Raw genomic sequence first — 25,910 nt, 5'->3', positions numbered from 1 at the left:
CGAAATGCCTCTGTAACTCCAAAATAGAAATGTCCGGTTTCTCCAAAGTAAAAATGTCCGCTTTTAGAATATGCACTTCTGCAATTTCCTTAGCGGACGGTTTGATATGTTGGTGTCTATGTCGGATAAAGAACTTAAACGATTGTCGGTCTTGCAGGAAACCTGCGATCAACGCATAACTCAATCCCATGCTGCTCAGCTACTTCATATTTCAGAACGTCAGATCAGACGCTTACTGCAGAAATACAAAGCCCAAGGTCCAGTTGCATTAGCCCATGCCGGTCGTGGCCAAATCAGCAATTCTAAACTTCCTGAAGAAATCAGACTCAAGTGCCTCAATATTGTTTCAGATCAACTTTATGGTTTCGGACCCACTTTAGCGCATGAAAAGCTCACTACCGTACATGGATTCGATCTTTCAGTAGAAACCCTGCGTTCTTGGATGATTGCAGCCGATTTATGGATCCCTCGCTGCAAGCGCCTGAAACGCCCATATCAGCCTCGATATAACCGAGATTGTTATGGTGAACTGGTACAAATCGATGGCTCACACCATGACTGGTTTGAAGGAAGAGCCGCTAAATGCTGTCTGCTAGTCTTTATCGATGATGCCACAGGCAAATTGCAGCATTTACGCTTCTGTGAATCAGAATCAGCCTTTGACTATATGATTTCGACACGCTTGTATGTTGAACAGCATGGTAAGCCTTTAGCGTTTTACAGCGACAAACATTCAGTCTTTAGAGTGAATCAAAGCAGCAAGAAAGACACCAAGATTACCCAGTTTGGACGTGTACTCAGCACCCTGAATATCGATATCATCTTCGCCAATTCACCGCAGGCCAAAGGCCGTGTAGAACGGGCCAACAGAACCCTTCAGGACCGTCTGATCAAGGAGATGCGCCTGAAAGGCATCTGTTCGATTGAGCAAGCGAATGCCTGGCTACCCTGCTTCATTGAGCAGTTCAATCAGAAGTTCGCCAAGATGGCTTTTAATCCTAAGAATCTACATCGGCCTATCACTGAAACAGCCGAAGAGTTAGATGATATTTTTACTTGGCGTGAACCCCGCAGAGTCACGAATAGCCTGACGATTACTTATGATAAATGCGTATATCTCTTGGAAAACACCGAAGAAAATCAGAGGTTGATCGGTAAGTATCTTGAGTTCCTGGAATACCCGGATGGTACTGTAGCCATCATGCATAATAGCCGAAAGATCAATTACAGCCTCTTCGATAAATTAAGTCAGCTGAATCAGCGAGAGATCGTTGAGAATAAACGGTTGAGTGCTGTTCTGAATCATATCCAACAACAGCATGAAGAACTGGAACAACAAAACAAACGCAATCGTTCTCAAAAGATGCCAAGTAGACGTGCACAGAAAACAGCGATTGAACAACGAAATCTGAATCCTGTGCTTGACTTGGAAATGCCTGTATAGGACATTTCTATTTGGTTTTAAGGTAGGACATTTCTACTTGGGAATAACAAGTATAATTAAGACTTTGATATTTAATATTTTTTAATTTATTGGTGCTTAAATCTTTCATTTGTGTAACAAACTTGATTTGTTGCTCTTACACATCAAACATATTTTGTGCCGCCAAGATCCTACGCAATACTGACAATATTATTTGTCCTGCTACAATCCTCAGACAAGAAAAAAGCCATAACAACGATTGCTATGGCTAATTCACATTAATTTCTATATTTAAATCAGCCTACTGTTTACCTGATTTTTGATTTATGAAGATTTAATTTCTTTACTGCTAAATGCTTTTGTTTTTTGCTCTATTTGATCCGGCTTTAAAAATGACGACGCAATAATCGCAATCACTGCAAAGCCTGAAATATAGGCAATAATTAAATTGGGGCTTCCATCACCAATACTCAACAATTTCGTCGCGATTAATGGAGCTAAACCACCACCTAGCACGCCTGCAAATTGAACTGAGATTGAAATACCGCTATAACGTATTTCTGCTGGAAATTGGCGTGAAAATAACTGTGACTGCGGCGCATACATCAAAGGAAAAACTACGCCAATACCAATCACAATGGCCGTCCAAACCAATACAGGATCCTTGGTATTTAACATTGCAAAAAATGGATAGCTGTATAAAGCCAGTACGCATAAACCAAATCTGAACATGTTTTTTTGCCCAACTTTATCAGACAAATGTCCAAAAATTGGCGTAATAACCATGATGACTGCAGCACCACAAATCGTTGCAAACAAGATATCTTGCCTAGGAATATTTAGCTGTGTGGTGGTATAGGCTAAAGCAAATGTCGATGCCAAATAGAACCAAGCATTTTCAGCAGCACGAGATAAAATAATCGTAATCAACTGCTTAGGATGATTTTTAAACACTTGTTTTGCTGGAACTTTAATTGTTTCGGTTTGAGCTTTAACTTTTTCAAAGTCTGGAGACTCAGGCACCTTTACGCGAATATACCAACCTACAGCCAGTAAAATAATGCTGGCTAAAAATGGCAGACGCCAACCCCAGCTAAAAAGTGCTTCTTCAGGCAACATTGAGACTAAACCTAAAGCCACCGAAGCGAGCAATAAACCACCACCTGTACTGGCTTGCGGTAAACTTCCCCAAAAGCCTTTTTTACCCGCTGGCGCATGTTCTACCGCCATGAGGACTGCTCCGCCCCATTCTCCACCCATGGCCATGCCCTGTATAAATCTTAAAATAATTAAACAGACCGTTGCCCAATAACCAATGGTTTCAAAAGTCGGTAACAACCCAATCATAACCGTTGGAATACCCATCAACATTAGTGTGACCAATAACATTGATTTACGACCAATTTTATCGCCAAAATGGCCAAAAACAATGCCACCAAGTGGTCGACCAATAAAGCCTACAGCATAGGTAGCAAATGCTGCCAATACGCCAGTTAAGGGATCAAGATTTGGGAAAAAAAGTCGATTGAAAATGAGTGCTGCGGCAGCACCATAGATAAAAAAGTCATACCATTCGATGGTTGTACCCACCATGCTGGAAATACCCGCTAAACGATGCGAGGACTTAGCTGGTGGAGCTGTGTTTCCCTGTACATTTTGCATTGTTATCTTCCTTATTCTGCAAGATATTTCTACGTTGCATTTTCACGATGCTTGATTTGTATGATGATTTTCTTCATGAAAATCAATATTTTTAGATCTTATATGTGTTTAATTTACGCTGAGTCACTGGTTCATATCGAACATAAAATCAAATATGAATATTGACCAAGGGTTTGAACCGTTAAAAATATAAACCTACTGATTAAATAGATATTTCCTCCATTATTTTGTCTAAAGTCGGACTAGACTGTTGCCACTTTGGCTGTTTGTCTTTATCCACAATTAATGCACGCACACCTTCGACAATATCGCCATGTTGAAACCAAACGTCTTGTAAATGTCGTTCAATTTGCATGCATTGCTTTAGTGAAAGACCTCGACCTAAATGTTGGAGTTGCAAACTGATCCTTTTCGCGATTGGAGATCGTTGTTCCAAGGTATTGCGTATTTTTAACGCCCACGCTTGAGCATCATTATGCTGTTCATTTTCAAGACTATTTTCAATGGCATCAATGCTCTCAAAACCAAAATGCTTACGAATTAAATCTGCATTTTGACTAAGTTCACTTTCCGCTGGTCGAGTAATATATTTCGCAATCAATTGTTCAATATTTTCTTTGCTGAGATGCTTGGAATTTCTTAAATCTTCTTCTAATTGAACAAGTTGCTCACTCGGAACATGGTAGTCAATCAAATCTAGATACAACGCATCGCTAGCACTGATTTGATCGCCCGTAGTTGCCATGTACACACCAATATCATCTAAACGGGATAAAAAGTGTGTCGCAGCCACATCTGGGAAAAATCCAATGGCAGTTTCAGGCATGGCAAATCTAGACTTTTCGCTGCTGACAAGCACATGACATGCTTGGGCTAAGCCAAATCCACCGCCAAGTACATAGCCATCAAGTATGACAATAATGGGTTTTTCATACGCACGAATGGTATTCAGCATTTCATACTCAGCTTGAAAATAAGCTTGATGATCTTCTTTACCATTCATATAACTATCATAGAGATAGCGAATATCTCCACCTGCACAAAATGCTTTGGGACTATTTGAGCGAATAAGTACGGCATGAATATTGGTTTGATCAGCCCATAGTGCTAATTGCTGTTGAATCCCTTGGATCATTTCTAAAGACAAGGCATTTAAACTTGCCACGCGATCTAAACTGATTTGGCCTAAATGTCCATGTTCTTCAATCATTAAGTTATTTGTACTCATATCCATATCATCCTTTTTTATTTTTAATTGTCTTTAAAATTGGCTTGGCGCTTTTCAACAAATGCTTGCATGCCTTCTTTTTGGTCTTGAGTTGCAAAAATCGAATGGAATGTTCTGCGTTCAAAACGCAAACCTTCTTGCAAACTGACTTCAAATGCACGGTTAATTGACTCTTTGATCATCATGGTTGCCACCACAGATTTTTCGGCTATTTTTTTAGCAGCATTTAAGGTCTTTTCGACTAACTCCTCTTTAGGGAAGACTTGCGCAACTAAACCACTCTGCTCTGCTTCTACTGCGCCCATTTGTCTCGCAGTCAGACACATTTCCATGGCTTTGGCCTTACCTATAGCAAGCGTTAAGCGCTGTGTCCCACCTATCCCGGGAATTACTCCCAAAGTCACTTCTGGTAAACCGAATTTTGCATTATCGGCACAGTAAATAAAGTCACACATGAGCGCTAACTCACAGCCTCCACCTAACGCATAACCACTGACAGCTGCGATTAGAGGTTTACGGCGCTGAGCAATTCGATCTGCCAGATGAAAAAAATCATCCAAATAAATATTTGGAAAACTCAGTTCAGCCATTTCTTTAATATCTGCACCAGCGGCAAAGGCTTTTTCTGAACCTGTAATAACCATACAGCCAATGGAAGAATCTCTGTCTAAATCATCTAAGGCCAAATTAAGGTCTTGAATTAATGTGCTATTTAACGCATTTAAGGCCTGAGGACGATTTAAAGTAATGAGTCCAACACCCTTGTTCTTTTCGAGTAGAATCGTTTCAAATTGCATGTAATATCCCTATATTTGTTCAATATTTATAAGTAGGCTTCGTCTGAAGCCTTGTCGTTTTAAATGTCTTAATGACCACGTTATAAGCTGCGAGCAATCACTAAACGTTGGATATCACTTGTGCCTTCATAGATTTGGCAAATACGTGCATCACGATAAATACGCTCTATAGGGAAATCTTTGAGATAGCCATAACCTCCAAAGACTTGTAATGCTGCGGAGCAAACTCGTTCTGCCATTTCAGATGAAAAAAGCTTGGCCATAGACGCTTCATTTAAGCAAGGTTGTCCTGCTTCTTTTAAACGTGCCGCGTGATAGACCAATTGGCGTGCAGCTTCTATTTCTGTTGCCATACTTGCCAATCGGAACGCAACAGCCTGATGTTCAAAGATCGGCTTTCCAAAAGTAATACGCTCTTTGGCATATCGGGTTGCTTCTTCTAATGCTGCACGTGCAAGACCGACTGCTTGCGCTGCTATACCAATACGACCGCCTTCTAGATTTGATAAGGCGATTTTCAAACCTTCACCTTCTTTTCCTAACATTAGGCTTTCATGCACACGCACGTCTGTGAGTGCGATTTGGCAGGTATCGGAAGCATGTAACCCAAGCTTTTCTTCAGTACGAATCACTTCATAACCAGGTGTTTCTCTTGGGACAATAAAAGCACTCATGCCTTTTTTCCCTGCACTTGGGTCAGTCACAGCAAAGACAATAATGACCCCTGCATTATGACCAGAGGTAATAAACTGCTTAGCACCATTAATCACCCATTCATTGCCATCTTTTACTGCACGAGTTTTAATGGCAGCAGCATCTGAACCCGTATGCGGCTCAGTTAATGCAAATGCACCGATCATTTTGCCTTGTGCTAAAGGCACTAAATATTTCTGCTTTTGTTCTTCTGTGCCAAATTTAGCAATAGGAACACAGCCTACTGAGTTATGTACACTCATAATGGTTGATGTTGCCCCATCGGCCGCGGCAACCTCTTCTAAAGCCATAACATAGGCAAGATTACCTGTATCTGAACCACCCCATTCATCTGATACCAACATACCCAATAAACCCAGTTCTCCCATCTGCGCTAAAGCCGCTTTGGGAAAGGTTCCGTGTTTATCCCATTCAGCCGCTTGAGGTTTAATTTGTTCCTGCGCGAAACTGCGTGCCATGTCCTGAATTAATAATTGTTCTTCGGTAAATTGCATCTTATCGTCCTGTACATCAATCATTTGCTTTCATCCAGTTTGAAAATGATTAAAACTGAATGAAAGCTTGATTTTGATCCTGATTGTTCGGCATTAATTTAGGGTTAATCGTTACGTCATTTAACTTGCATGCTGCGTGGATTGTTTCGCAATCTCTTGATTTCTTAATAAGAAACGCTGAATTTTTCCACTTGGGGTTTTCGGTAGTTCTTGAACGAACTCCACCAATCGTGGATAAGCATGTGCGGATAAGCGCTTTTTCACAAATTGCCCCAGCTGCTCTGCTAATTCTTCTGACGCTGTGACATGCTCAGCTAAAATTACAAAAGCTTTTACGATTTCTGTCCGATCCGGATCAGGTACACCAATGACCGCAGCTTCAATCACTGCATCATGCTCAAGTAAAGCGCTTTCTACATCGAATGGCCCGATACGATAACCTGATGTTGTAATCACATCATCATTACGACCAACGAAGCTCATACTGCCATCTGCGTGTAATTCTGCGGTATCACCAGTGAGGTAATAATGCTTTACAAAGGGTGACTTACGACTTTCTTTATATCCACCAAACCACATCATCGGTGATTGACTAATATCGACGGCAAGCACTCCCGGCGTTCCTGCAGCTAGCTCTTGCCCTTGTTCATCAACAACCGCCACGCGATATCCTGGACTGGCATAACCTGCTACACCTGCGCGAATATCATGTTGTAAACCATGGTGATTACACACCACCATACCGACTTCAGTCTGCCCATAATGGTCAAAGATCGGTGCATCTAGGACTTGTTTAAACCAGCGGAACACTTCAGGGTTAAGCGGCTCTCCAGCACTACTGACCACACGAAATTTGCCTTTAAGTTTTGCCATTTGTTCAGGATCAGCCGCCATCATCATTCGATATGCTGTCGGTGCACCTGCAAGGTTTGTTACTTTGTAGTCATCTACGATCTGACACAAACTATCAATGCTAAAACCACCTTCGTAAAAGAGTGTTGCATGTCCAAGTAAAAGTGGCCCAGTAATTCCGTAATACAAACCATAAGCCCAACCCGGATCGGCAATATTCCAAAACGAATCATCTTCACGTAGCCCTACCGCATTTTTCATATATTGACCAAAAGCGATCAAAGCTTTAAGCGGGACTTCTAAGGGCTTTGCAGGACCTGTAGTACCTGAAGTAAACATCAAAAGAAATGGATCATTGATGCTCTGTAGGACAATTTCACAATCTGTAGACTGTGCGTTTACTTCATCCCAAAAGTTTAAATCTCCCTGTTGAATCCCTTGACCCGCTAGATCTGCAACAGTAACGATTTGGGGACAATGTGCAACTTCATCTAATTTACTGCGATTACCCACATCGCTAATCACCAATTTGCTTTGTGCAAGGTGTAAACGATGTTCAATGGCTTTGGGGCCAAAGGCGGTAAACAGCGGTTGATATACAGCACCTATTCGCCAAGCCCCTAAAATCACCACAAGTAATTCAACTGTACGAGGTAATAAACCCGATACACGATCACCTTTTTGCACACCCTGTGACTTTAAAAAATTGGCAAATTGGCTCGACCACTGTTGTAGCTCTGCAAAGGTATATTGTTCTTTCCGCCCATCTTTACCTTGCCAATACAGTGCGACCTTATCTTGATCAATCGCATGACGGTCACAGCATTCATAGCATGCATTTAATTGCTCTAAAGAGCCTGATAACATTTCTTTGGCAGCATGATTTAAGTCAAATGCCTTAGCAACATCTTGATAATTCGACATCTTCTCTACCTCAGTCTCAATTTATTGTTATTCCGACACGAGTGTTTGTATTGTTAGCCATACCTAGGCCTGATTGGTGTTCAATGCGATTATTCAGCATCCTTAGGTAAATATTGCTGCACGATGCTTGAAAAATCTAAGTGAGCATTACCTTGTAAACACAGCTGTTGATACATTTGCTGAACCAGTCCGCCTAAAATAATCGGCTGTTTGACTTGTCCTGCGGCTTCTACAGCCAGCCCTAAATCTTTCAACATCAACTGCGTTGCAAAACCATCAGTATAGCCACGTCCCGCAGGTGCATTTGCTGAGATACCCGGCCATGGATTACATACATCCGAACTCCAGCAACGTCCACTCGAACTATTCACCACACCCGCTAAGGCTTGAGGATCAATTCCCAGACGCGCACCGAGTGCCATACCTTCAGCAACGGCTGCCATGGAAATACCAAGAATCAAGTTATTGCAAATTTTCGCAATTTGACCTGCACCCACATCACCACAATGCACAATGTTTTTACCCATGTGGCTTAAGACAGCTTTGGTTTTTTCAAAGGTTTGATCATCCGAACCGACCATAAAGGTTAATGTACCTGCCTGAGCACCAATAGTTCCGCCTGAAACAGGTGCATCACAGATTTTTATCTGATGTGCAGCACCCGCCTCGGCTATATCCTTAATGGTTTGCGGATCAATGGTACTGCTATCGATACATAAGCTTCCTGCTTTCATTACCGCCAATACACCATTTTCTCCCAAGTACACCTCTTTGACATGCTTGGCAGCAGGCAACATGCTAATCACGACATCTGCTTGTTTCGCGGCATCTTGTGGGCTTTGGCAAACGATGCCACCTGCTTCAGTAAAATGCTGAATCGCAATTTCGCTTAAGTCGAAACCGTAAACCGTAAAACCTGCTTTGAGTAGGTTTTGAGCCATTTTTCCGCCCATGTTTCCTAAACCGATAAAGGCAATATTCATCCTTGAACTCCTAAATTAACGTAGGTTAATGGTGGTATTCACTTCACCTTTTTCTTGTGTATCTTCAAACCAACGACTGGTGATGGTTTTGGTTTGTGTATAGAACTGAACTGCTTGCTTACCATATGGACCTAAGTCACCCAGTTTTGAACCACGCGATCCTGTAAAGCTAAAGAAAGGTACAGGTACAGGAATTGGAATATTGATACCCACTTGACCAATATCGATATCGCTTTGGAATGTACGAGCGACTGCACCGCTTTGTGTAAATAGTCCAACACCGTTGCCAAATGGATTGGCATTAATTAATTCAATTGCCTGCTCTAAAGTATCAACATGAATAATGGCTAACACGGGTCCAAAGATCTCTTCGGTATAGATGCGCATATCAGTTGAAACTTGATTAAAAATCGTTGCTCCGACAAAGTTTCCTTGCTCATAGCCGATGACTTGAATATCACGACCATCCAGCAACAGCTCTGCGCCTTGATCTACACCGCTTTGAATTAAATCCAGTACACGTGCTTTTGCGCGAGGTGAGATGACTGGGCCAATATCGGTATTCGGTTCATGCCCTGCATTGACCTTCAGCGTTTTGGCTTTTTCAACCAGTTCATTGACCCATTCTTTACTTTCACCAACCATGACAGCAACAGACAAAGCCATACAACGCTGACCTGCCGCACCAAATGCTGCACCAACGAGGGCATTTAAGGTTTGTTCTTTATTGGCATCTGGCATCACCACCACATGGTTTTTAGCCCCCATCATCGACTGCACACGTTTTCCATGCTGTCCTGCAAGGTTATATACATGTGTACCAACGGCTGTAGAGCCTACAAATGAAATGGCCTTAATAGCTTGATGTGTACATAAACGATCAACAACGTCTTTACCACCATGCACTACGTTTAATACACCTGCTGGAATACCGGCTTCAATCGCAAGTTCGACAAGCATCATGGTCGACAATGGATCTTGTTCAGATGGCTTTAAGACAAAGGTATTTCCACTGACAATGGCCATTGGGAACATCCACAGTGGAATCATCGCAGGAAAGTTAAATGGCGTAATTCCTGCACATACACCCAAAGGTTGCTGCAAAGTATAGGTATCCACACCACGTGCCACACCTTCTATATATTCGCCCATTTGAAGTGTGCCAACCGAACATGCATGCTCAACGACTTCTAAACCACGTTGAATATCACCTTCAGCATCTGCTAGCGTCTTTCCTTGCTCAGCAGTCAGTACACGGGCAATCTCTTTCATATTGCTACGGATGAGATCTTGTAGCTTCAGCATAATGCGCATACGTGCTTGAACAGGTGTTAAGCGCCAAGTCTTAAACGCCTCTTGCGCTGAAGCAATCGCTGCATCCACTTCTTCCATAGTCGCCATTGGAACACGACCCAAAACCTCTTGAGTTGCAGGATTTAGAATGTCTTGCCACTCTGTAGTGTTTGACTCTATAAATTTACCGTTAATTAATAATTTAGCCGTCGCTGACTGAATATTTGACATTGTGTTCATGACCTCTCCATAGGCACTTATTGTTTTGTACTGACTTAGAAAATATCCAAAAGCCTTATATTTATATTTTCCAATTCACTTCAAACTAGCAAAGAAAATTTTGACTACCAATAGAGATTCACGCACGATTGATGTGCAAATATGCACAGGGATGACAATAACAATGAAAGTAGATTGGGATCATTTACAGTATTTTCTGGTTTTGGCTCGTGCGAAAACCCTAACCAATACCGCACGTATTATTGGAGTTGAGCACAGTACAGTTTCTAGACGTATACATGCGCTAGAACTGGCTTTAGGCACGCCATTATTTAAACGTGAAGCCACAGGTTATGAGCTTACCTTAGAAGGTTTGGCACTGGTTCCTCGGGTAGAACAAATGGAACAGGCATTTTTACAAATCGAAAAACCTAACCAACCTATGCAAGGTCGTGTGCGAATTGGCACACCCGAAGGGTTTGGAACAGCATTTTTGACACAGCTCTTGGCAGAATTGTCCAAAAAATACCCTCTATTGACTATCGACCTTATTCCAGTGCCGAAAATGATCAAACTTTCACATCGTGAAGCAGATATTGTTATTTCAATTGATCGACCGAAATCAGGACCTTATATTATTACTCGACTAGCAGACTATTGTTTAAAGATTTATGGCAGTAAAGAATACTTAAAAAACACGCAACCCATTCATACATTAGAAGATTTAAAATCACACACTTTTGTGAACTATATAGATGATCTAGTCTATAGCCCAGAACTGTATTGTTTAGAGCGCTTACCTATTCAGCTCAATGCTAACTTTAGAAGTAGTAGTATTTTGGCACAACAAATTGCCGTGAGTGCGGGTGCAGGATTGGCAATATTGCCCAAATTTTTGGCCGAGGAAAAACCCGAATTAGAACAAGTCTTGGCGCAAGATGTTCGTTTTGTGCATACCTTTTGGATGCTAACCCTAGTCGATTTACAACATGAGCCACGCATTAAGCTGGTCTGGGACTTTTTGAGAAAAAGAACTGACCAATATCATAGTTTATTAATGGATTAAGAGATGAAGCTTCCTTCCAAACTATAACTGTTATAGAAATTTAGATGAATGTTGTATCTATGCTTTCAAGCGATATACCCCAATAATCACCTATAACCACTAGGGATTTAGAGTACATCTTATGAGCAATCAAGAGCCTAAAAAACCGCAAAAATATGCAGACAGTGAAATTTCAGATAAGGCCTTTAAACGTGCCATTATTTGGTTCTCAATCTATGTGCTTTTATTCTGTATTGGTGTAGCGTTTGTCGTTGGTGCAGATAATTCTTATCTACCTTAAGCGATAATCTATTCACTTATTGCAACTCGCTATTGCATGTATATCTTACATTTCATGTTTGCTCATGATCAGTTCATAAAGTATTAATCGGATCATTGGGCCAAATAAATTGGTTTAAATTTGAATTTAAAAAAAGCTTGTAAGTCTAGATTTACAAGCTTTTTTGCATTTTTAAAGTGATCAAATTACAGCTATAAAATTACTTTCCCCTCTGAATCGCTTATGCAGGACTCTGTTTTTTTAAACTTGGTGCTGTAGATGCGTTTGAATATATTCACCGTATACCGACATTTTTTCAAAGATGTGTTCTGAATAAAACATGTCTTCTACCAAGACTTGCGCACGGTCAAATTCATATAAACCTAATCGTTGTAAAATTTGCGCATTAATAAACGAAAATTTTTGACATAAATCGATATATTGCTGATCTTTGTCTTTAAATAGCAGCTTTAACATATTGATTTTATTTAGATCAAAGTCAATCGGTTCAGCTTTATCCGCCAAGACATGGATTTCAACATCTAAATATTCAGCAAGCTGATTTAATTTTTCTAAGTCGATATGTAGATGTGTAATACAAATAATTTTGGAAACTTTCGGATTACATAAGCTATTGATCAAACTAAAATAGAAGTATTCTGCTGGCGATAGCTGTTCATTATTTAGCTCAATGTAGACATTGAGTCCCGATAAAACATCATCAACTTTAAATGCGCTAAGTTTAGCCTCAGCATGATAATAACGATTCAATATCGCAACATTTTCAGGGCTTTGTGGTGTAGCGTACATCACCTTCTGATTCAAATTCGCTAGGATAAAAGGTGCAAATAAAAAAGCCGCATTTTCAGCCTTGGCATTCATATGCTCCTGACAAATACTGACATAGCCCACTTGCTGTACTTGTCGTAAAATTCGACTGCGTAAAAGTACTGCTTCTAAATTAGTATGCTGTTGTTGCAACAGATGCAGCGTTGAATCTGTCAATGGAACACCCACCAGTAAATGTTGTAACAGTTCTAATTCACTGGCTTTAAACATAGTCAACTCCCTAACTTCCATACCATTTGACGCCACAAGTGTTGTGGTCAATGCACCTTATAAAAAATTCAAGCTTAAAACTAGATACAGTGAATTTGAAAAAACATATAACAGTACCGACCCATCTGTTATAAAAATATAATGCTGGGAAACTTTTACTGATATATTTATAACAGAATCTTGACTTGTTGATGACTATGTATAAATCGGAACAGCTCGCACAGCACCTACGTCAACTGATTGAAAATGGCACTTTAAAAGCGCACGAAAAACTCCCTTCTTTACGTGAACAAGTACAGTTGTCCGGCTTTAGTTTAATCACGGTCATGAATGCTTATCAGGAGTTAGAATCGCGTGGCTTAATCTATGCACGTGAAAAATCAGGCTACTATGTGGCGCAAGGCTTAGTCGAAATAGAGGCTGAACACGCTCAAATCGTGTCCTTAAACACGCCGGTTGAAATTAACTCTCTGGTCTTTAAGTATTTAAAATCAATACAAGATGAAAAAATCGTTCCATTGGGATCAGCTTTTCCAGCTCAAGACATTGTTTTTTCTAAAAAGTTAACCCAAATCATGGGGCAAATTTCCCGAAATCCCAAAAGTTACGATGCCATTGATAATCTTCCACCCGGTAATTTAGCCCTTCGTAAGTTGATTGCACAGCGTTATTGCATGCAAGGCATAGCCACTGATCCAGAGGATATTGTGATTACCTCAGGCTGTATGGATGCACTGAATCTTTCCTTACAGGCCATAGCCTCACCGGGTGACTATATCGTGTTACAGCAAAATATTTTCTATGGCGCCTTGCAAGCTGCAGAGCGCTTAGGCCTTAAAGTGGTGAACTTACCTGAACATCCACAAGATGGTTTTGATTTAACCGCGTTTGAACATATTTTAAAAACTTATCCCGTCAAGATCTGTTGGTTGATGCTGAATTCGCATAATCCTGTGGGCTTTACAGTCAGCGATGAAATCAAGCAAAAAATTGCCGTGCTCTTACACCAATATCATGTGCATTTAATTGAGGACGATGTGTATGAAGAAATGCATTATGCGTCTAAGAAACCTGTTTCAATGAAATACTTTGATCAAAATAATATGGTCTTACATTGCTCTTCTTTTTCTAAAACGTTGGGCGCTGCATTTCGGGTCGGTTGGGTGCATGCAGGTAAATACTCTCAAGCGATTCAACACTTACAGCTTATGAGCACTATTTCCGTTAATACCTTATTGCAAAATGCCTTAGTGGAATTTATTTCAAATTATCATTATGAAAAACATTTAAGGGTCTTAAGAAAAAGTCTACAACAGCATAAATTACAGTTTTACCGTTATTTAGAAAGCCGCCTACCGACTGGATGCAAATTACAATATCATCCAAGTGGTTATTTTCTTTGGTTAAAACTACCGGAAAATGTTGAAAGTATGGCAGTCTATGAAGCCCTAATTCAACAGCAGATTGGCATTGCACCAGGCCGTTTATTTAATGTTGCGGAAGCCAAAACTCAATATATCCGTTTAAATTGTTCCTTTGCATGGAAGGATGAGATTCAACAGGCTTTAGATGCCCTCCTTAGTACAATCTCTGCACTTTCCTCAGATCAGATGAATATTTGACAATTTTTATTGTCATTATTATGCTCAAACAGATATTGTTCAAATACATATATTTGTTGTTGAGATAACAACGAATTCATTCAACATTTACCAAAATTCAAAAAACAAATAGGTTCGTTCATGGAAGATCAAAAACACAGTCAACGCATACATGCCTTTAGTTCGGATGTACTCACAGATCTAGATGCTGTGGGGATTGCACAGCTCATCAAATCTAAAGAAGCCTCCGTGCAAGAAATAACTCAAGCGGCCATTGCACGTGCGGAACAAGTGAACCCGCATCTAAATGCCATTGAACTGGACTGTTTTCAGCGTGCTTTAGAGCAAAATCAATATGTTGAACATGGTCTTTTTGCGGGTGTCCCTTTTTTCTTTAAAGATAATCTAGATTATCAAGGATTGCCCTCACGCCATGGTTCAAAGGCCATAGGTTTAAAACCAGCCGATCGTAATCCTCAAATTAGCCAACAAATCTTAGATCAAGGGTTTGTCGTATTAGGAAAATCCAAGCTCCCTGAATTTGGTCTAAATGCCAGCACCGAATATAAAGATGGATCAGCCACCTATAACCCTTGGCATTTAGGTTATTCCTGCGGTGCATCTTCAGGGGGTTCCGCAGCTCTCGTTGCAGCCGGTGTAGTTCCGATTGCCCATGCCAATGATGGCGGTGGTTCGATTCGTATCCCTGCTGCATGCTGCGGCCTGATTGGATTAAAGCCTAGCCGTGGCCGTACTTATGACAGTGAAGCAGCAGGCTCTCTTCCGATTAATATCATCAGTGAAGGTGTCCTAACCCGTAGCATACGAGATACTGCGCATTTCTATGCAGGAATGGAGTCAAGTTATTACAATAAAAAGCTGCCACGCATAGGCATGATTCATGGCCCTTCTAAACGTCGACTACGCATCGGTTTAGTCCCGCAATCGATTACTGGGCAAATAGATAGCGAAACGACTGCAACATTAATGCATAGCGCAGCACTATTGGAAAAATTAGGCCATCATGTTGAAGAACTTCAATTACCTTTTGCCTTAAGCTTTGTTGAAGATTTTAGTGAATATTGGGGGATGTTGTCCTTTTTACTGAGTACCTTTGGCAAGAAAATTTTTGGCGCTGACTTTAATCCAAAAGAGTTAGATAACTTAACCGTTGGTTTATCGATGTTATATAAAAAGAACTTTTATAAAACCCCGCTATTTCTGTATCGATTAAAGAAAATGCAGCAACAATATCGTGAAATCTTTAAGCATTATGACGTTTTGCTATCGCCTGTACTTGCACATACCACACCGAAAATTGGCTATTTGTCACCTCAATTACCGTTTGACCAATTATTTGAGCGTATTCAGAACTATGTGACTTTTACACCTATTCAAAATGTGGTGGGTGCGCCGGGTATGTCGATTCCTATGGGAGAAACGCAAAACGACGGACTACCGATCAGTATGCAAATATCAGCCGATGTCGATGATGAAAAAACCTTGATCGAACTGGCATATGAAATTGAAGAAGCTCAGCCATGGCGACGTATTCAGGATATGCCTCGAACTGCTTAACAACCGAATCAAAGAGTTAAAAAAGGGAGCTGATTGGCTCCCTTTTTTTATTTTCAAATCTGCGAATCAAAGCTTTTTAATAGATCACTGTTTAAATACAAGATGCTTAATTAAAATGATACGTTAGTCCTGCATATACCGCTCGGCCTTCACCCGGTGTTAAACGAGCAGGATCTTTGCCGGCATCGTTATAGCCCGGTGTCACGGTAGATGCATATTTTTTATTGGCCATATTTCTGAAATCCAACCACGCCATATATTGTTTTTGTGGTTGTATATAGCCGAACGATGCTCCCCAAATTTGCCAATCTTTTGCGTAGAAACTATTGGCATAGTCGGTTGCGACCTTTGCGGCATAAAGTGTATTCACCGCAGCATAAAAGCCTAAAGGATGTTCGTATTTGAGTTCAGCCTGATAGATGTGTTTTGGTATACCTGCCAGCTCATTTTTTCCAAATACCGCATCATTTTTATAGTGAAAATCATTCAAGGTGTAAGCTTGTTTCAGTTGAACTTGTCCATATACATCATTTTGCCAAAGTGAACTGTTTAAACCGACTTCAATCCCTTGATGGACAGTGTCTGAAGCATTCGATTCAGCAATAATCTTTTTAGGCTCTGATTGGATTTCAACGGCCAATAGTTCATTTTTAACCTGTGAATAGTAATATGCAATATTCCACTCACCCAGTGCATGTTGACCACGCCCACCTAGTTCAAGAGTGTTCGCTGTCTGACTATTCAAATGTATCGGAGCACTTTGGCGTCCCGTTGCTGCGCCACTACCATCTGGGAAGTATTGATCCGACCCCCAAATTAAAGCCCATGGATGTGGTGCTTCTAAGCTTCGACTGACATTGGCAAAGAGCTGTGTTTCAGGTTGAATTTGATATCGAAAACCTAGCGATGGCAGGACATTCCATTCACGAATATTTTCTTTATGGCTTTGCACAGGCCATGTCACTTCACTTTCACGATGGGTGTACGCCAATGCAACACGACTATCGAGCCAAAACTGTGGGTGTAGTGCCAAGGCATTAGCATAATGTAAAACATAGTCACCACCTTGGTAGGTATAATGCCGCGTTTCTGTACCCGCAGCAAAAGCTCCTTGCGCTACACGCAAGCGTTCAACGACCTGACCATCTGGCAAATGCGTGGTACTACGAAAACCTAAGTTATTTTGGCTTTTATGCCCCCACAAGGTTCGGTCAAATTGGTAGTTAAATAAGGTACTAATATCATCATAGTCAACATCAGTACTATAAAGTCCTTCTTGCAAATCCATCGGATAATGATGATAGGCCAGCCCCAACTGTAAGCGATCGCCTGAGTCCAAAGTCATATTGGTTTTATTCGCCAACCAAAGACTTCCCGGCTGCGGACGATTATTATTCAGCGAGATATTTAGAGGTACTGCTTGTTTTGGATCTTGTTCAATCTGTTGTTGGGTTAGACGTCCCGGTGTTTGGTGTTCAGTCTCTCGGTAACGCAGATAAAAACGTGTATCTAGGTTAGGGTTTATTTTATATCCCACATTGGCCGATAAACCTTTGCTCTGGCTTGAGGAATGATCTTGAAAACCATCATCATCACTTTGCGTTAAGGAAAGATAATAGTCTAAGTCGCCGATTTGTTGTCCTGAGCTGATTTCACTTTTCTGATAACCGTGGCTACCCATTTCATGATGCACTGACAGTTTTGCTGCATTTTTTCCAGTTGGGCTATCATAGTTAATTAGACCACCCAAGCTTAATGCACCACGTGTTAAACCATTAGCCCCCCGTAAAACCTCTATATGGTCTACCCACAGCGGCTCAAGCAGTTCATAAGGTGTTCCTCCTGGCCCTGTAAATGGCAAATCATCTAAGGTTACATACAACCCTGAAGCATGCGCCCCCGGTGCGCGATTGATCCCCGAGCCACGTATCGACAGTTTTACCCCTTCATTTCCTGAAGATGCCGCGTAAATCCCCGGTTGATTTTTAAATAAATCAGCATTTGTTCGCTTCGGTATATTCTGAATGTCTGCTGCAACGATCGCATTGGTTGCACCATTTACTTTAGTCAGTGCTTTTTTTATTTGTTCATCCATTGAACTTTGTTCAACGTTGATGGTGATTTCAGGTAATACATTGCTATCTGCAACACTATATTGTGCCATTGCGGTGAGCATCATCAGGCTTAAAAGCTTAAGTGACGTGTTGTTATATTTGGAAAATTGAGGGACATCCATGATTGCGTCTTCTAAGTGAAACGAAATTTACGGCAAGGATTGTAGTGTGTTTTATCGTCATGTATGTATTAAAATATTTCAAAATTCATGATTTTTATCAATATCCTTCTTCGTATTTTTATATTCAAATGATTTGTTAAATGAAATAAAACAGATAATTATATTTTTTAGTCAAAAAATAAAAGTTTCTAAATAAGATAAAAGCCCTCAATCGGAGAAGATCAAGGGCGTGTATTGATTAAGAGTACGCATTGAAAGATTGTCGGAAAGTCAGATGTCAAAACTTGAAAATACTTCCAATCACGCTCTCGTTAAATTGATATTGAAATTTCTAAGCCAATTTAAATTAAACAATTCTCTGTAATGGCATTAGAAGTTATACATCGCGACCGCATTGATTCGGTTATCTTCACCCTTCGTACTGCCATTTGGTGCAGCACCAAATGCTTCACGTTCACCATAAACATACTCCAGACCTAAACTAATCGGCTTAACAGGGCTGTAAAATACATTTGCCCATGCTTGCCACAAGTTTTTATTGGCCTTGGTTTTATCGACTAATGAGTTGACATAATCTGCATTGTTATCTGCTTTCATATAACCATAGCCCAATGTTCCGCGCCATTGTGCTGAAATTTGTTGAGTTAAACCTACTGTAATCGAGTCAAATTCATTGGTGGCGATGATGTCTTTATCCGCATTGGTCACAAAACCTTGGTTGGTCCATGACACAAAACTACTGTCGCCTTTGACATGGTAATAATCCGCTTTGAGCACTGTTTTATCCGTCAAATCTAGCTTTGCGCCCAGACCAAGCCCCCATGCAGTTTCTGTATCCGTATCCGTTTTCTTTTCAGCACCCATCGCACGTGCGCTCAACATGAGTGTATCTGTCATTTTATGGTTTAACCGCACTGTTAATGCAGGTAAACGCATATTTGAGCTGTCATCCTTAGAATCTTCTGCGGCAAGTACTAGATTTGTCTCAGGACTAAATTTGTGACTATAGCGAACTTGCGGTGTACGTTTAACAGCACCACCGACATAGCCCAATGCATCAATGGTTTCAGGCATATAATCAGGTACAGCAAAGTTAGACCATGTTTGCCCCACCAACCAATTGCTATAGGTTAAATAGGCATGACGAATACGTAGTCCATCATTTGCGCCCAAAAAGTCGGCTTCAATTTTACCGCCTACATTTCCCACTTGAGTCGGCGTTTTAAAGTCTAGTCCTAAACGTGTGGCAGCAAGTGTTGCTTTTAAACGATCTGAACTTTCAGCATTCCCTTCTAGCGGAACACTATTCATTTGGTTATACAGGCGAGATAAGCTGCCGCCTTCTGCCTGATAAGATGCATCTGCACGCACATTGCCATACAAGCTAAACTCAGCGCCCGATTTGGTATTTAAACTCAGGCTCGGTGTTTGAGTCGGTTTTTGATTCTGCGCAGCAACTACAGACCCTTGTTTTACGTCTTTGATTTCACTCGACAAAGTGTTTTGCTGCTGAACATATTGCTGCATCATGGCTTTTAATGCTTTGACTTCATCACGCAACTGTTCAACTTCAGCTTCGCTGACTGCCGCATGTGTCCACATGGGGAACGCGACTGCACAAGCTAGTATCATCGGTTTAATTTTAAAGGTTTTTTTGACTAAATTTAGCTTTTGAGTTTTCATCCTGACCTCGATTTGGGCAATGCCCTTTCCTTATTTTTTGTCACAATTTCCCACTAGCCCTCATGCTGTGCATCAGGGCCTGGAAACTTAAAATTTTGGGGTAATGTTAAATCTTTAAATATCGGCTTAATTCGCTGGATTTTTGATAGCTTGCGTATTGAGTTTTGGCGATTGACCTTGAGTAGATGCCTCTACAGACGCTTGCAAATTCACCATAAAGATCGCCAATGCAGCAATAACACCGGGAATGGCTATCACCAAGAAGTTCATTTGATGCGGCAAATTCATGGTTAACAGTGCCCCTGTAAGCACAGGTCCAACGATTGCACCAATTCGTCCAATACCCGATGCCCAGCCCATACCTGTAGAACGTACCGTGGTTGGGTAGTATTGTGCGACAAAGGTATAAAGTAGGATTTGCGAACCGATGGTAGCTGCGCCTGCTACAGCAATTAAGGTATACAGAACCATTTGCGGACTGTTAAAGCCCAGTAAGATTAAAGCCAATGCGCCACACATGAACATGATGCTTAGTACTTTCTTGATATGGAATCGGTCTGCCAAAGCACCTCCACCAATAGCACCTACCATTCCACCAATATTCAGTGCAAAGAGGAAAATCATACTTGCACCTAGCGAATAGCCAGCTTGAATCATCAATTTTGGTAACCAACTTCCAAGTGCATAAACCATCAATAAGCACATGAAAAATGCAATCCAGAACATAAACGTACTGAAACTACGGCCTTGTTGAAATAATGCTTTTAACGGAGCTTTGTCTTCTTCAGAAACCTCATTGAGTACAAATTGAGTATCTGTTGTGAGGACTTGTTCAGGGGCAATTTTTGAGACAATCGTTCGAGTCGTATCTGTTTGATGCTTTGAAGTTAAATACATCAATGATTCAGGGAGGAATTTCCAGATTAAAGGCAGTGCAAGACATGGAATAATCGCAATATAAAACATGATTTTCCAGCCATATACAGGCACTAACCAAGCACCCAATAACGCTGAAGCCATACCACCAATGGCATAACCACTAAACATTAGTGCAACCAAGGTGCTGCGTATACGTTTTGGCGCGTATTCTGTCATTAATGCCACAACGTTCGGCATAACACCACCGATGCCTAGACCGGCAAGAAAGCGTAAAATACCAAACTCAACTGGAGTACTTGCAAAAGCACCGCAGAAGGTAAAACCACTAAAAATACCGACGCAGATCATAATGGTTTTTTTACGACCAATTTTATCGGACAGTGTGCCAAAACACATGGCACCAAACATCATGCCAAATAAAGCCGTACTTGCCAGTAAGCCGGCTTGTACCGCAGATAAGGACCATTCTTGCATCAACAACGGTAAGGCAACGCCATAGATCACCAAGTCATAACCGTCAAAAATAATAATCAAAAGACACCAAATCAAAACACCCCAATGAAATGGCGTAAATTTGGCTTCATCAACCAAGGTATTAATATTAATTTTCTGGTTTTGCATAGCCCACCTCCTAATTGTGAAGCTTGTAAAATTCGCTTTTCACAATGAATAAGTCGGTGCTTAATGTCCAAAACCGATTAGGCATGTTTGTATACCTAAAAAGTAGAATATAAATTAATCCCTTGATTCCGCTTTATTTAAATAGATCATTTCATAACTGCAGTTCATCTGAACGTCTAGCGACAGCATACTCAAAACACAGCACGATCATATGGAATCGCTTCTAAATCATACACTTGATAAACACTATCAAATAAACCACGAATATCTTCGCTCTCATCCATATGACGCACAGCCATAAATACAGGGCTAATCGCGGCTTCGTCTAAGATAGGAACAAAGGTTAAATGTGTTAATTGCACACTTTGGGCACTCATTGGGGTAATACAAACCCCTTCATTCGCTGCAACAAAGCCTAGTGCCAGTTGTAATTCACGTACTTCACGTACTTTTTTAGGTTCTAAACCATACTCTGAAAATATGCCACGCACTTGGGTCGAAAAGTTTGGTTTGTTGTGATTTGGGTAAAAAATCAATTGTTGATCGATCAGATCTGCGAGATATACCCCTTCCTTTTTTTGTGCCAATGGATGACTAGCATGTAAGGCTACCACTAAGCGTTCTTCACGCAGTAAAACCCGTTTGATCGCGGGGTCTGAAATACGCAAACGCCCAAAGCCGACATCTATACGACCTTCTTTTAATGCTTTAATTTGTTCAGTGGTCGCCATTTCCTCCATTTCTATTTTTAAATGTGGGTGTTGTTGTTTAAATAAATACAAAATATTCGAAAGTAAACCAAACAATAAAGAGCTCACAAAACCGATTGTCACGGTCCGTTCTGTCAAACCGATTCGTTTCGTCATTGATTTAATTTCTTCTGCATTAGACAAAAGTTTTAAAGCATGATGATAAAAAAATTGACCTGCTTCTGTAGTCTTAAGCGGACGGCTACCTCGTTCAAATAACTGAATTCCAAGCTCATGTTCCAAATTTTGAATCTGCCGACTCAAAGGTGGTTGAGCTATATATAGTTTTTCTGCCGCTTTGGTAAAACTCTGCTCTTCAACCACCGCGACAAAGTATCTTAAGTGTCTTAGTTCCATAGTTATCGATACCTATTAAGTATAATAAAATGCAAATTTGATCTTCGACGTGAAGATTTTATTCTTTTAAGGTATATCACATAGACAGGATTAAGCAAATTTAATCCCATCCAACAGATCAAAAACATCGTGCAGCGCATTACCTGAAAGAGGCTTCAACCGCTACACGAAACAACTTAAAAAGTATTGTTAGACACCAAACAAGGAACGTGGCAGCCAAAGACCTCTTTTATCGAGTGATAGCCACCCATACTTAAATGCATACTTAAGGAGATATAGTATGAACCGTCAAGAGATTGATGTTCTGGTTAAACAAATGAACGTAGATACAGCGACAGGGCCTGTTGACCAACGTGTACAGCAAGTTGTGGTACGTTTATTGGGTGATTTATTCCAAGCGATTGAAGATCTAGATATTACTCAAACTGAACTATGGAAAGGTCTAGAGTATTTTACAGACGCGGGTCAAGCAAACGAATTAGGTCTTTTAGCCGCAGGTTTAGGTTTAGAGCACTATCTTGATTTACGTGCGGATGAAGCTGATGCGAAAGCAGGTATTACAGGTGGTACACCACGTACCATTGAAGGCCCTTTATATGTGGCTGGCGCACCTGAATCAGTGGGCTTTGCTCGTATGGACGATGGTACGGAAACCGATAAAATTCCAACTCTGTTTATTGAAGGTACGGTAACAGATACCGAAGGCAACATCATTGAAGGCGCTAAAGTTGAAATTTGGCATGCCAACAGCCTAGGTAACTATTCTTTCTTTGATAAGTCTCAATCTGACTTTAACCTTCGCCGTACGATTCTTTCTGACCAAGACGGTAAATATGTTGCACAAACTACGATGCCCGTTGGTTATGGCTGCCCTCCAGAAGGCACAACTCAATTTGTTTTAGACAAATTAGGCCGTCATGGTAACCGTCCATCACATGTTCATTATTTTATCTCTGCACCGGGTTACCGCAAGCTAACTACTCAATTCAACATCGAAGGTGATAAATACCTTTGGGACGACTTTGCCTTTGCAACACGTGATGGTCTAGTGGCAACTGCCGTTGATATCACAGACGAAGCTGAAATTGCACGTCGTGGTCTAAACCAACCGTTTAAACACATTAGCTTTAATGTTGAGTTAGTTAAAGAACAAGCTGCTGCACCAAATACTGAAGTTGATCGTCGACGCGCTAGCGCTTAATTACTCACTCAAAGGAAGCCGAGCTGTCTCATCCAAGTTTGACAACTCGGCGACTATCCCCTCATTGGACAGTCGGAGAATGGACATGCCACGTATTCCTGTAATTAACACTAGCCATCTAGATCGTATTGATGAACTTCTTGTCGATAATTTTGACACTGGTGAATTTAAACTGCACCGCTCAGTATTTACCGATCAAGCGTTATTTGATCTTGAAATGAAATACATTTTTGAAGGTAACTGGGTGTATTTGGCACATGAAAGCCAAATTCCAAATAACAATGATTATTACACGACTCATATCGGTCGCCAGCCGATCATCATTGCACGTAACCGTAATGGTGAACTGAATGCCATGATCAATGCCTGCTCACATCGTGGTGCACAGTTATGTCGTTATAAAAAAGGCAACAAAGCGACGTATACATGTCCATTCCATGGTTGGACCTTTAATAACTCAGGTAAATTACTCAAAGTTAAAGACCCTGCCGAAGCGGGTTATTCAGATTGCTTTAACCAAAATGGTTCACATGACTTGAAAAAAGTCGCGCGCTTTGAAAGTTATAAAGGCTTTTTATTTGGTAGCTTAAATCCTGATGTGCCAAGCCTTGAAGAATTCTTAGGTGAAACCACCAAAATTATCGACATGATCGAAGGTCAGTCGGAAAACGGTTTGGAAGTTTTACGTGGTTCATCTACCTATACCTATGAAGGTAACTGGAAACTGACAGCTGAAAATGGCGCAGATGGCTATCACGTATCAGCCGTGCATTGGAACTATGCAGCGACCACTCAGCACCGTAAAGAAGCACAAGCGGCAGATAATATTCGTGCCATGAGTGCGGGTTCTTGGGGCAAGCAAGGCGGTGGTTCTTATGGTTTTGACAGTGGTCACATGTTGTTGTGGACACAATGGGCTAACCCAGAAGACCGGCCAAACTTTAGCAAAGCCGATGAATATACCGAAAAATTCGGCGCACCGATGTCGAAATGGATGATCGAGCGTTCACGTAACCTATGTCTTTATCCAAACGTCTATTTGATGGATCAATTCGGTTCACAAATTCGAGTTTTACGCCCGATTTCTGTCAATAAAACTGAAGTCACCATTTACTGTATCGCCCCTGTTGGTGAAGAGCCAGAAGCACGTACACGTCGTATTCGTCAATATGAAGACTTCTTTAATGCTTCAGGCATGGCAACACCTGACGATTTAGAAGAATTCCGTGCCTGCCAAGCAGGTTATGCAGGGATTGAGCTGGAATGGAACGACATGTGCCGTGGTTCAAAACACTGGATTCATGGACCAGATGATGCAGCCAATGAAATTGGATTAAAACCACTATTAAGTGGCATCAAAACCGAAGATGAAGGTCTTTACCTTGCTCAGCATCAATATTGGTTAAAAACCATGAAACATGCCATCGCTGAAGAAAAAGAATTGGCACAACAAGTCGCAAATGAACAAGGAGATGTCGCATGAATGCAACTGCACATTTAGACAGCGTAAGCATTGAAGCTGTATCTCAGTTCCTCTACCGCGAAGCGCGTTTTTTAGATGATGAAAAGTGGGATGAATGGCTAGCGTGCTATGCCCCATCTGCATCATTTTGGATGCCTGCTTGGGATGATGATGACCGCCTGACAGAAGATCCTCAGTCTGAGATTTCTTTGATTTATTATCCAGACCGTCAAGGTTTAGAAGACCGTGTCTTCCGCATTAAAACTGAGCGTTCATCTGCCACGATGCCAGATACCCGAACCAGCCACAACATTAATAACGTCGAGATTATTGAACGTGATGGTGACAAAGTAACGGTGCGTTTTAACTGGAACACCTTAAGTTTCCGCTACAAAACCAACTATAGCTACTTTGGCATGTCACGTTATGAAATTGATTTTTCAGGTGAGCAGCCAAAAATCCTCAGCAAATATGTTGTTCTGAAAAACGATTATATCAACCAAGTTATTGATATTTATCACCTCTAAAAGCTTATTTTACTAAGCAAGGTTTTACTTTCAGCCAGAAGGA

General features: G+C 41.0%; 20 protein-coding genes. 8 read left to right on the top strand and 12 right to left on the bottom strand.

Translation table 11 applies throughout. The features are described from left to right. The first annotated feature begins 118 nt into the window (after positions 1-118). Complete coding sequence (locus FTT76_RS13165; RefSeq protein WP_180008153.1) at positions 119-1,444, top strand: ISNCY family transposase; 1,326 nt, start codon at positions 119-121, stop codon at positions 1,442-1,444. Positions 1,445-1,747: 303 nt separating this feature from the next. Here the strand turns inward: FTT76_RS13165 and FTT76_RS13160 are convergent, their stop codons facing one another. The 7 genes from FTT76_RS13160 to FTT76_RS13130 form a co-directional block, all read right to left on the bottom strand. Beyond that, positions 1,748-3,085, bottom strand: a complete 1,338-nt coding sequence (locus FTT76_RS13160; protein WP_180008152.1) for an MFS transporter — start codon at positions 3,083-3,085, stop codon at positions 1,748-1,750. Between the two features lie 202 nt (positions 3,086-3,287). Beyond that, a complete protein-coding gene (locus FTT76_RS13155; protein WP_180008151.1) occupies positions 3,288-4,313 on the bottom strand; it encodes an enoyl-CoA hydratase/isomerase family protein in 1,026 nt (341 codons plus the stop codon). Between the two features lie 23 nt (positions 4,314-4,336). After that, positions 4,337-5,110, bottom strand: a complete 774-nt coding sequence (locus FTT76_RS13150; RefSeq protein WP_180008150.1) for an enoyl-CoA hydratase — start codon at positions 5,108-5,110, stop codon at positions 4,337-4,339. A gap of 80 nt (positions 5,111-5,190) precedes the next feature. Next, the gene (locus FTT76_RS13145) at positions 5,191-6,318 is read right to left on the bottom strand and encodes an acyl-CoA dehydrogenase family protein (protein WP_180008168.1); all 1,128 of its coding nucleotides are present in this window, start codon (positions 6,316-6,318) and stop codon (positions 5,191-5,193) included. Between the two features lie 120 nt (positions 6,319-6,438). Continuing rightward, complete coding sequence (locus FTT76_RS13140) at positions 6,439-8,094, bottom strand: AMP-binding protein (RefSeq protein WP_180008149.1); 1,656 nt, start codon at positions 8,092-8,094, stop codon at positions 6,439-6,441. 89 nt (positions 8,095-8,183) lie between these two features. After that, on the bottom strand, positions 8,184-9,077 hold the full coding sequence (mmsB, locus tag FTT76_RS13135; protein WP_180008148.1) for a 3-hydroxyisobutyrate dehydrogenase: 894 nt from the start codon (positions 9,075-9,077) through the stop codon (positions 8,184-8,186). A gap of 15 nt (positions 9,078-9,092) precedes the next feature. Next, entirely contained in the window at positions 9,093-10,610 is a 1,518-nt protein-coding gene (locus FTT76_RS13130; RefSeq protein ID WP_180008147.1) for a CoA-acylating methylmalonate-semialdehyde dehydrogenase, read from the bottom strand. 163 nt (positions 10,611-10,773) lie between these two features. On the opposite strand from FTT76_RS13130, the gene FTT76_RS13125 reads away from it, so the two are divergent. Both FTT76_RS13125 and FTT76_RS13120 read left to right on the top strand, forming a co-directional pair. Then, positions 10,774-11,655: a LysR family transcriptional regulator gene (locus FTT76_RS13125; RefSeq protein ID WP_078193328.1), complete on the top strand. Its 882-nt coding sequence runs from the start codon at positions 10,774-10,776 to the stop codon at positions 11,653-11,655. Between the two features lie 121 nt (positions 11,656-11,776). Continuing rightward, positions 11,777-11,935, top strand: coding sequence for a hypothetical protein (locus FTT76_RS13120; protein ID WP_168379604.1), 159 nt, complete (start codon positions 11,777-11,779; stop codon positions 11,933-11,935). 240 nt (positions 11,936-12,175) lie between these two features. Here FTT76_RS13120 and FTT76_RS13115 read toward each other — a convergent pair whose 3' ends face one another. After that, a complete protein-coding gene (locus FTT76_RS13115) occupies positions 12,176-12,973 on the bottom strand; it encodes a hypothetical protein (RefSeq protein WP_180008146.1) in 798 nt (265 codons plus the stop codon). A 197-nt stretch (positions 12,974-13,170) separates the two neighbouring features. Here FTT76_RS13115 and FTT76_RS13110 point away from each other — a divergent pair, with 197 nt between their 5' ends. Together FTT76_RS13110 and FTT76_RS13105 are read left to right on the top strand one after the other, a co-directional pair. Next, positions 13,171-14,595 (top strand): PLP-dependent aminotransferase family protein, encoded by a 1,425-nt coding sequence (locus FTT76_RS13110; RefSeq protein WP_180008167.1) that lies wholly within the window; start codon positions 13,171-13,173, stop codon positions 14,593-14,595. A 120-nt stretch (positions 14,596-14,715) separates the two neighbouring features. After that, positions 14,716-16,152 carry an amidase gene (locus FTT76_RS13105; RefSeq protein ID WP_180008145.1) on the top strand — a complete coding sequence of 479 codons (1,437 nt, stop codon included), beginning with the start codon at positions 14,716-14,718 and terminating at the stop codon, positions 16,150-16,152. A gap of 106 nt (positions 16,153-16,258) precedes the next feature. Here the strand turns inward: FTT76_RS13105 and FTT76_RS13100 are convergent, their stop codons facing one another. The 4 genes from FTT76_RS13100 to FTT76_RS13085 all read right to left on the bottom strand — a co-directional run bounded on the left by FTT76_RS13100 (position 16,259) and on the right by FTT76_RS13085 (position 22,677). Further along, positions 16,259-18,388 (bottom strand): TonB-dependent receptor domain-containing protein, encoded by a 2,130-nt coding sequence (locus FTT76_RS13100; protein WP_180008144.1) that lies wholly within the window; start codon positions 18,386-18,388, stop codon positions 16,259-16,261. Positions 18,389-18,757: 369 nt separating this feature from the next. Beyond that, positions 18,758-20,020, bottom strand: coding sequence for a DcaP family trimeric outer membrane transporter (locus FTT76_RS13095; protein WP_257224594.1), 1,263 nt, complete (start codon positions 20,018-20,020; stop codon positions 18,758-18,760). 177 nt (positions 20,021-20,197) lie between these two features. Further along, positions 20,198-21,571: an MFS transporter gene (locus tag FTT76_RS13090; protein WP_180004495.1), complete on the bottom strand. Its 1,374-nt coding sequence runs from the start codon at positions 21,569-21,571 to the stop codon at positions 20,198-20,200. A 191-nt stretch (positions 21,572-21,762) separates the two neighbouring features. Further along, complete coding sequence (locus tag FTT76_RS13085) at positions 21,763-22,677, bottom strand: LysR family transcriptional regulator (RefSeq protein ID WP_180027179.1); 915 nt, start codon at positions 22,675-22,677, stop codon at positions 21,763-21,765. A gap of 280 nt (positions 22,678-22,957) precedes the next feature. Here FTT76_RS13085 and catA point away from each other — a divergent pair, with 280 nt between their 5' ends. From catA to benB, 3 genes are all read left to right on the top strand, one after another. After that, positions 22,958-23,878 carry a catechol 1,2-dioxygenase gene (catA, locus tag FTT76_RS13080; RefSeq protein WP_078193335.1) on the top strand — a complete coding sequence of 307 codons (921 nt, stop codon included), beginning with the start codon at positions 22,958-22,960 and terminating at the stop codon, positions 23,876-23,878. 85 nt (positions 23,879-23,963) lie between these two features. Then, on the top strand, positions 23,964-25,361 hold the full coding sequence (benA, locus tag FTT76_RS13075) for a benzoate 1,2-dioxygenase large subunit (RefSeq protein WP_180008141.1): 1,398 nt from the start codon (positions 23,964-23,966) through the stop codon (positions 25,359-25,361). After that, positions 25,358-25,867 carry a benzoate 1,2-dioxygenase small subunit gene (gene benB / locus FTT76_RS13070; protein ID WP_078193336.1) on the top strand — a complete coding sequence of 170 codons (510 nt, stop codon included), beginning with the start codon at positions 25,358-25,360 and terminating at the stop codon, positions 25,865-25,867. The genes benA and benB overlap by 4 nt, the downstream gene beginning before the upstream one ends. The last annotated feature ends 43 nt before the right edge of the window (positions 25,868-25,910 follow it).

Source organism: Acinetobacter sp. YH01009 (genome assembly GCF_013420765.1).
GTDB lineage: Bacteria > Pseudomonadota > Gammaproteobacteria > Pseudomonadales > Moraxellaceae > Acinetobacter > Acinetobacter amyesii.
This window is presented reverse-complemented; position numbering and strand designations above follow the sequence as displayed.

Excerpts from the sequence above, each read along its gene's own strand:
- FTT76_RS13165 (WP_180008153.1), top strand. The coding sequence starts at position 119 with ATGTCGGATAAAGAACTTAAACGATTGTCGGTCTTGCAGGAAACCTGC.
- FTT76_RS13160 (WP_180008152.1), bottom strand. The coding sequence starts at position 3,085 with ATGCAAAATGTACAGGGAAACACAGCTCCACCAGCTAAGTCCTCGCAT.
- FTT76_RS13155 (WP_180008151.1), bottom strand. The coding sequence starts at position 4,313 with ATGAGTACAAATAACTTAATGATTGAAGAACATGGACATTTAGGCCAA.
- FTT76_RS13150 (WP_180008150.1), bottom strand. The coding sequence starts at position 5,110 with ATGCAATTTGAAACGATTCTACTCGAAAAGAACAAGGGTGTTGGACTC.
- FTT76_RS13145 (WP_180008168.1), bottom strand. The coding sequence starts at position 6,318 with ATGCAATTTACCGAAGAACAATTATTAATTCAGGACATGGCACGCAGT.
- FTT76_RS13140 (WP_180008149.1), bottom strand. The coding sequence starts at position 8,094 with ATGTCGAATTATCAAGATGTTGCTAAGGCATTTGACTTAAATCATGCT.
- mmsB (WP_180008148.1), bottom strand. The coding sequence starts at position 9,077 with ATGAATATTGCCTTTATCGGTTTAGGAAACATGGGCGGAAAAATGGCT.
- FTT76_RS13130 (WP_180008147.1), bottom strand. The coding sequence starts at position 10,610 with ATGAACACAATGTCAAATATTCAGTCAGCGACGGCTAAATTATTAATT.
- FTT76_RS13125 (WP_078193328.1), top strand. The coding sequence starts at position 10,774 with ATGAAAGTAGATTGGGATCATTTACAGTATTTTCTGGTTTTGGCTCGT.
- FTT76_RS13120 (WP_168379604.1), top strand. The coding sequence starts at position 11,777 with ATGAGCAATCAAGAGCCTAAAAAACCGCAAAAATATGCAGACAGTGAA.
- FTT76_RS13115 (WP_180008146.1), bottom strand. The coding sequence starts at position 12,973 with ATGTTTAAAGCCAGTGAATTAGAACTGTTACAACATTTACTGGTGGGT.
- FTT76_RS13110 (WP_180008167.1), top strand. The coding sequence starts at position 13,171 with ATGTATAAATCGGAACAGCTCGCACAGCACCTACGTCAACTGATTGAA.
- FTT76_RS13105 (WP_180008145.1), top strand. The coding sequence starts at position 14,716 with ATGGAAGATCAAAAACACAGTCAACGCATACATGCCTTTAGTTCGGAT.
- FTT76_RS13100 (WP_180008144.1), bottom strand. The coding sequence starts at position 18,388 with ATGGATGTCCCTCAATTTTCCAAATATAACAACACGTCACTTAAGCTT.
- FTT76_RS13095 (WP_257224594.1), bottom strand. The coding sequence starts at position 20,020 with ATGATACTAGCTTGTGCAGTCGCGTTCCCCATGTGGACACATGCGGCA.
- FTT76_RS13090 (WP_180004495.1), bottom strand. The coding sequence starts at position 21,571 with ATGCAAAACCAGAAAATTAATATTAATACCTTGGTTGATGAAGCCAAA.
- FTT76_RS13085 (WP_180027179.1), bottom strand. The coding sequence starts at position 22,677 with ATGGAACTAAGACACTTAAGATACTTTGTCGCGGTGGTTGAAGAGCAG.
- catA (WP_078193335.1), top strand. The coding sequence starts at position 22,958 with ATGAACCGTCAAGAGATTGATGTTCTGGTTAAACAAATGAACGTAGAT.
- benA (WP_180008141.1), top strand. The coding sequence starts at position 23,964 with ATGCCACGTATTCCTGTAATTAACACTAGCCATCTAGATCGTATTGAT.
- benB (WP_078193336.1), top strand. The coding sequence starts at position 25,358 with ATGAATGCAACTGCACATTTAGACAGCGTAAGCATTGAAGCTGTATCT.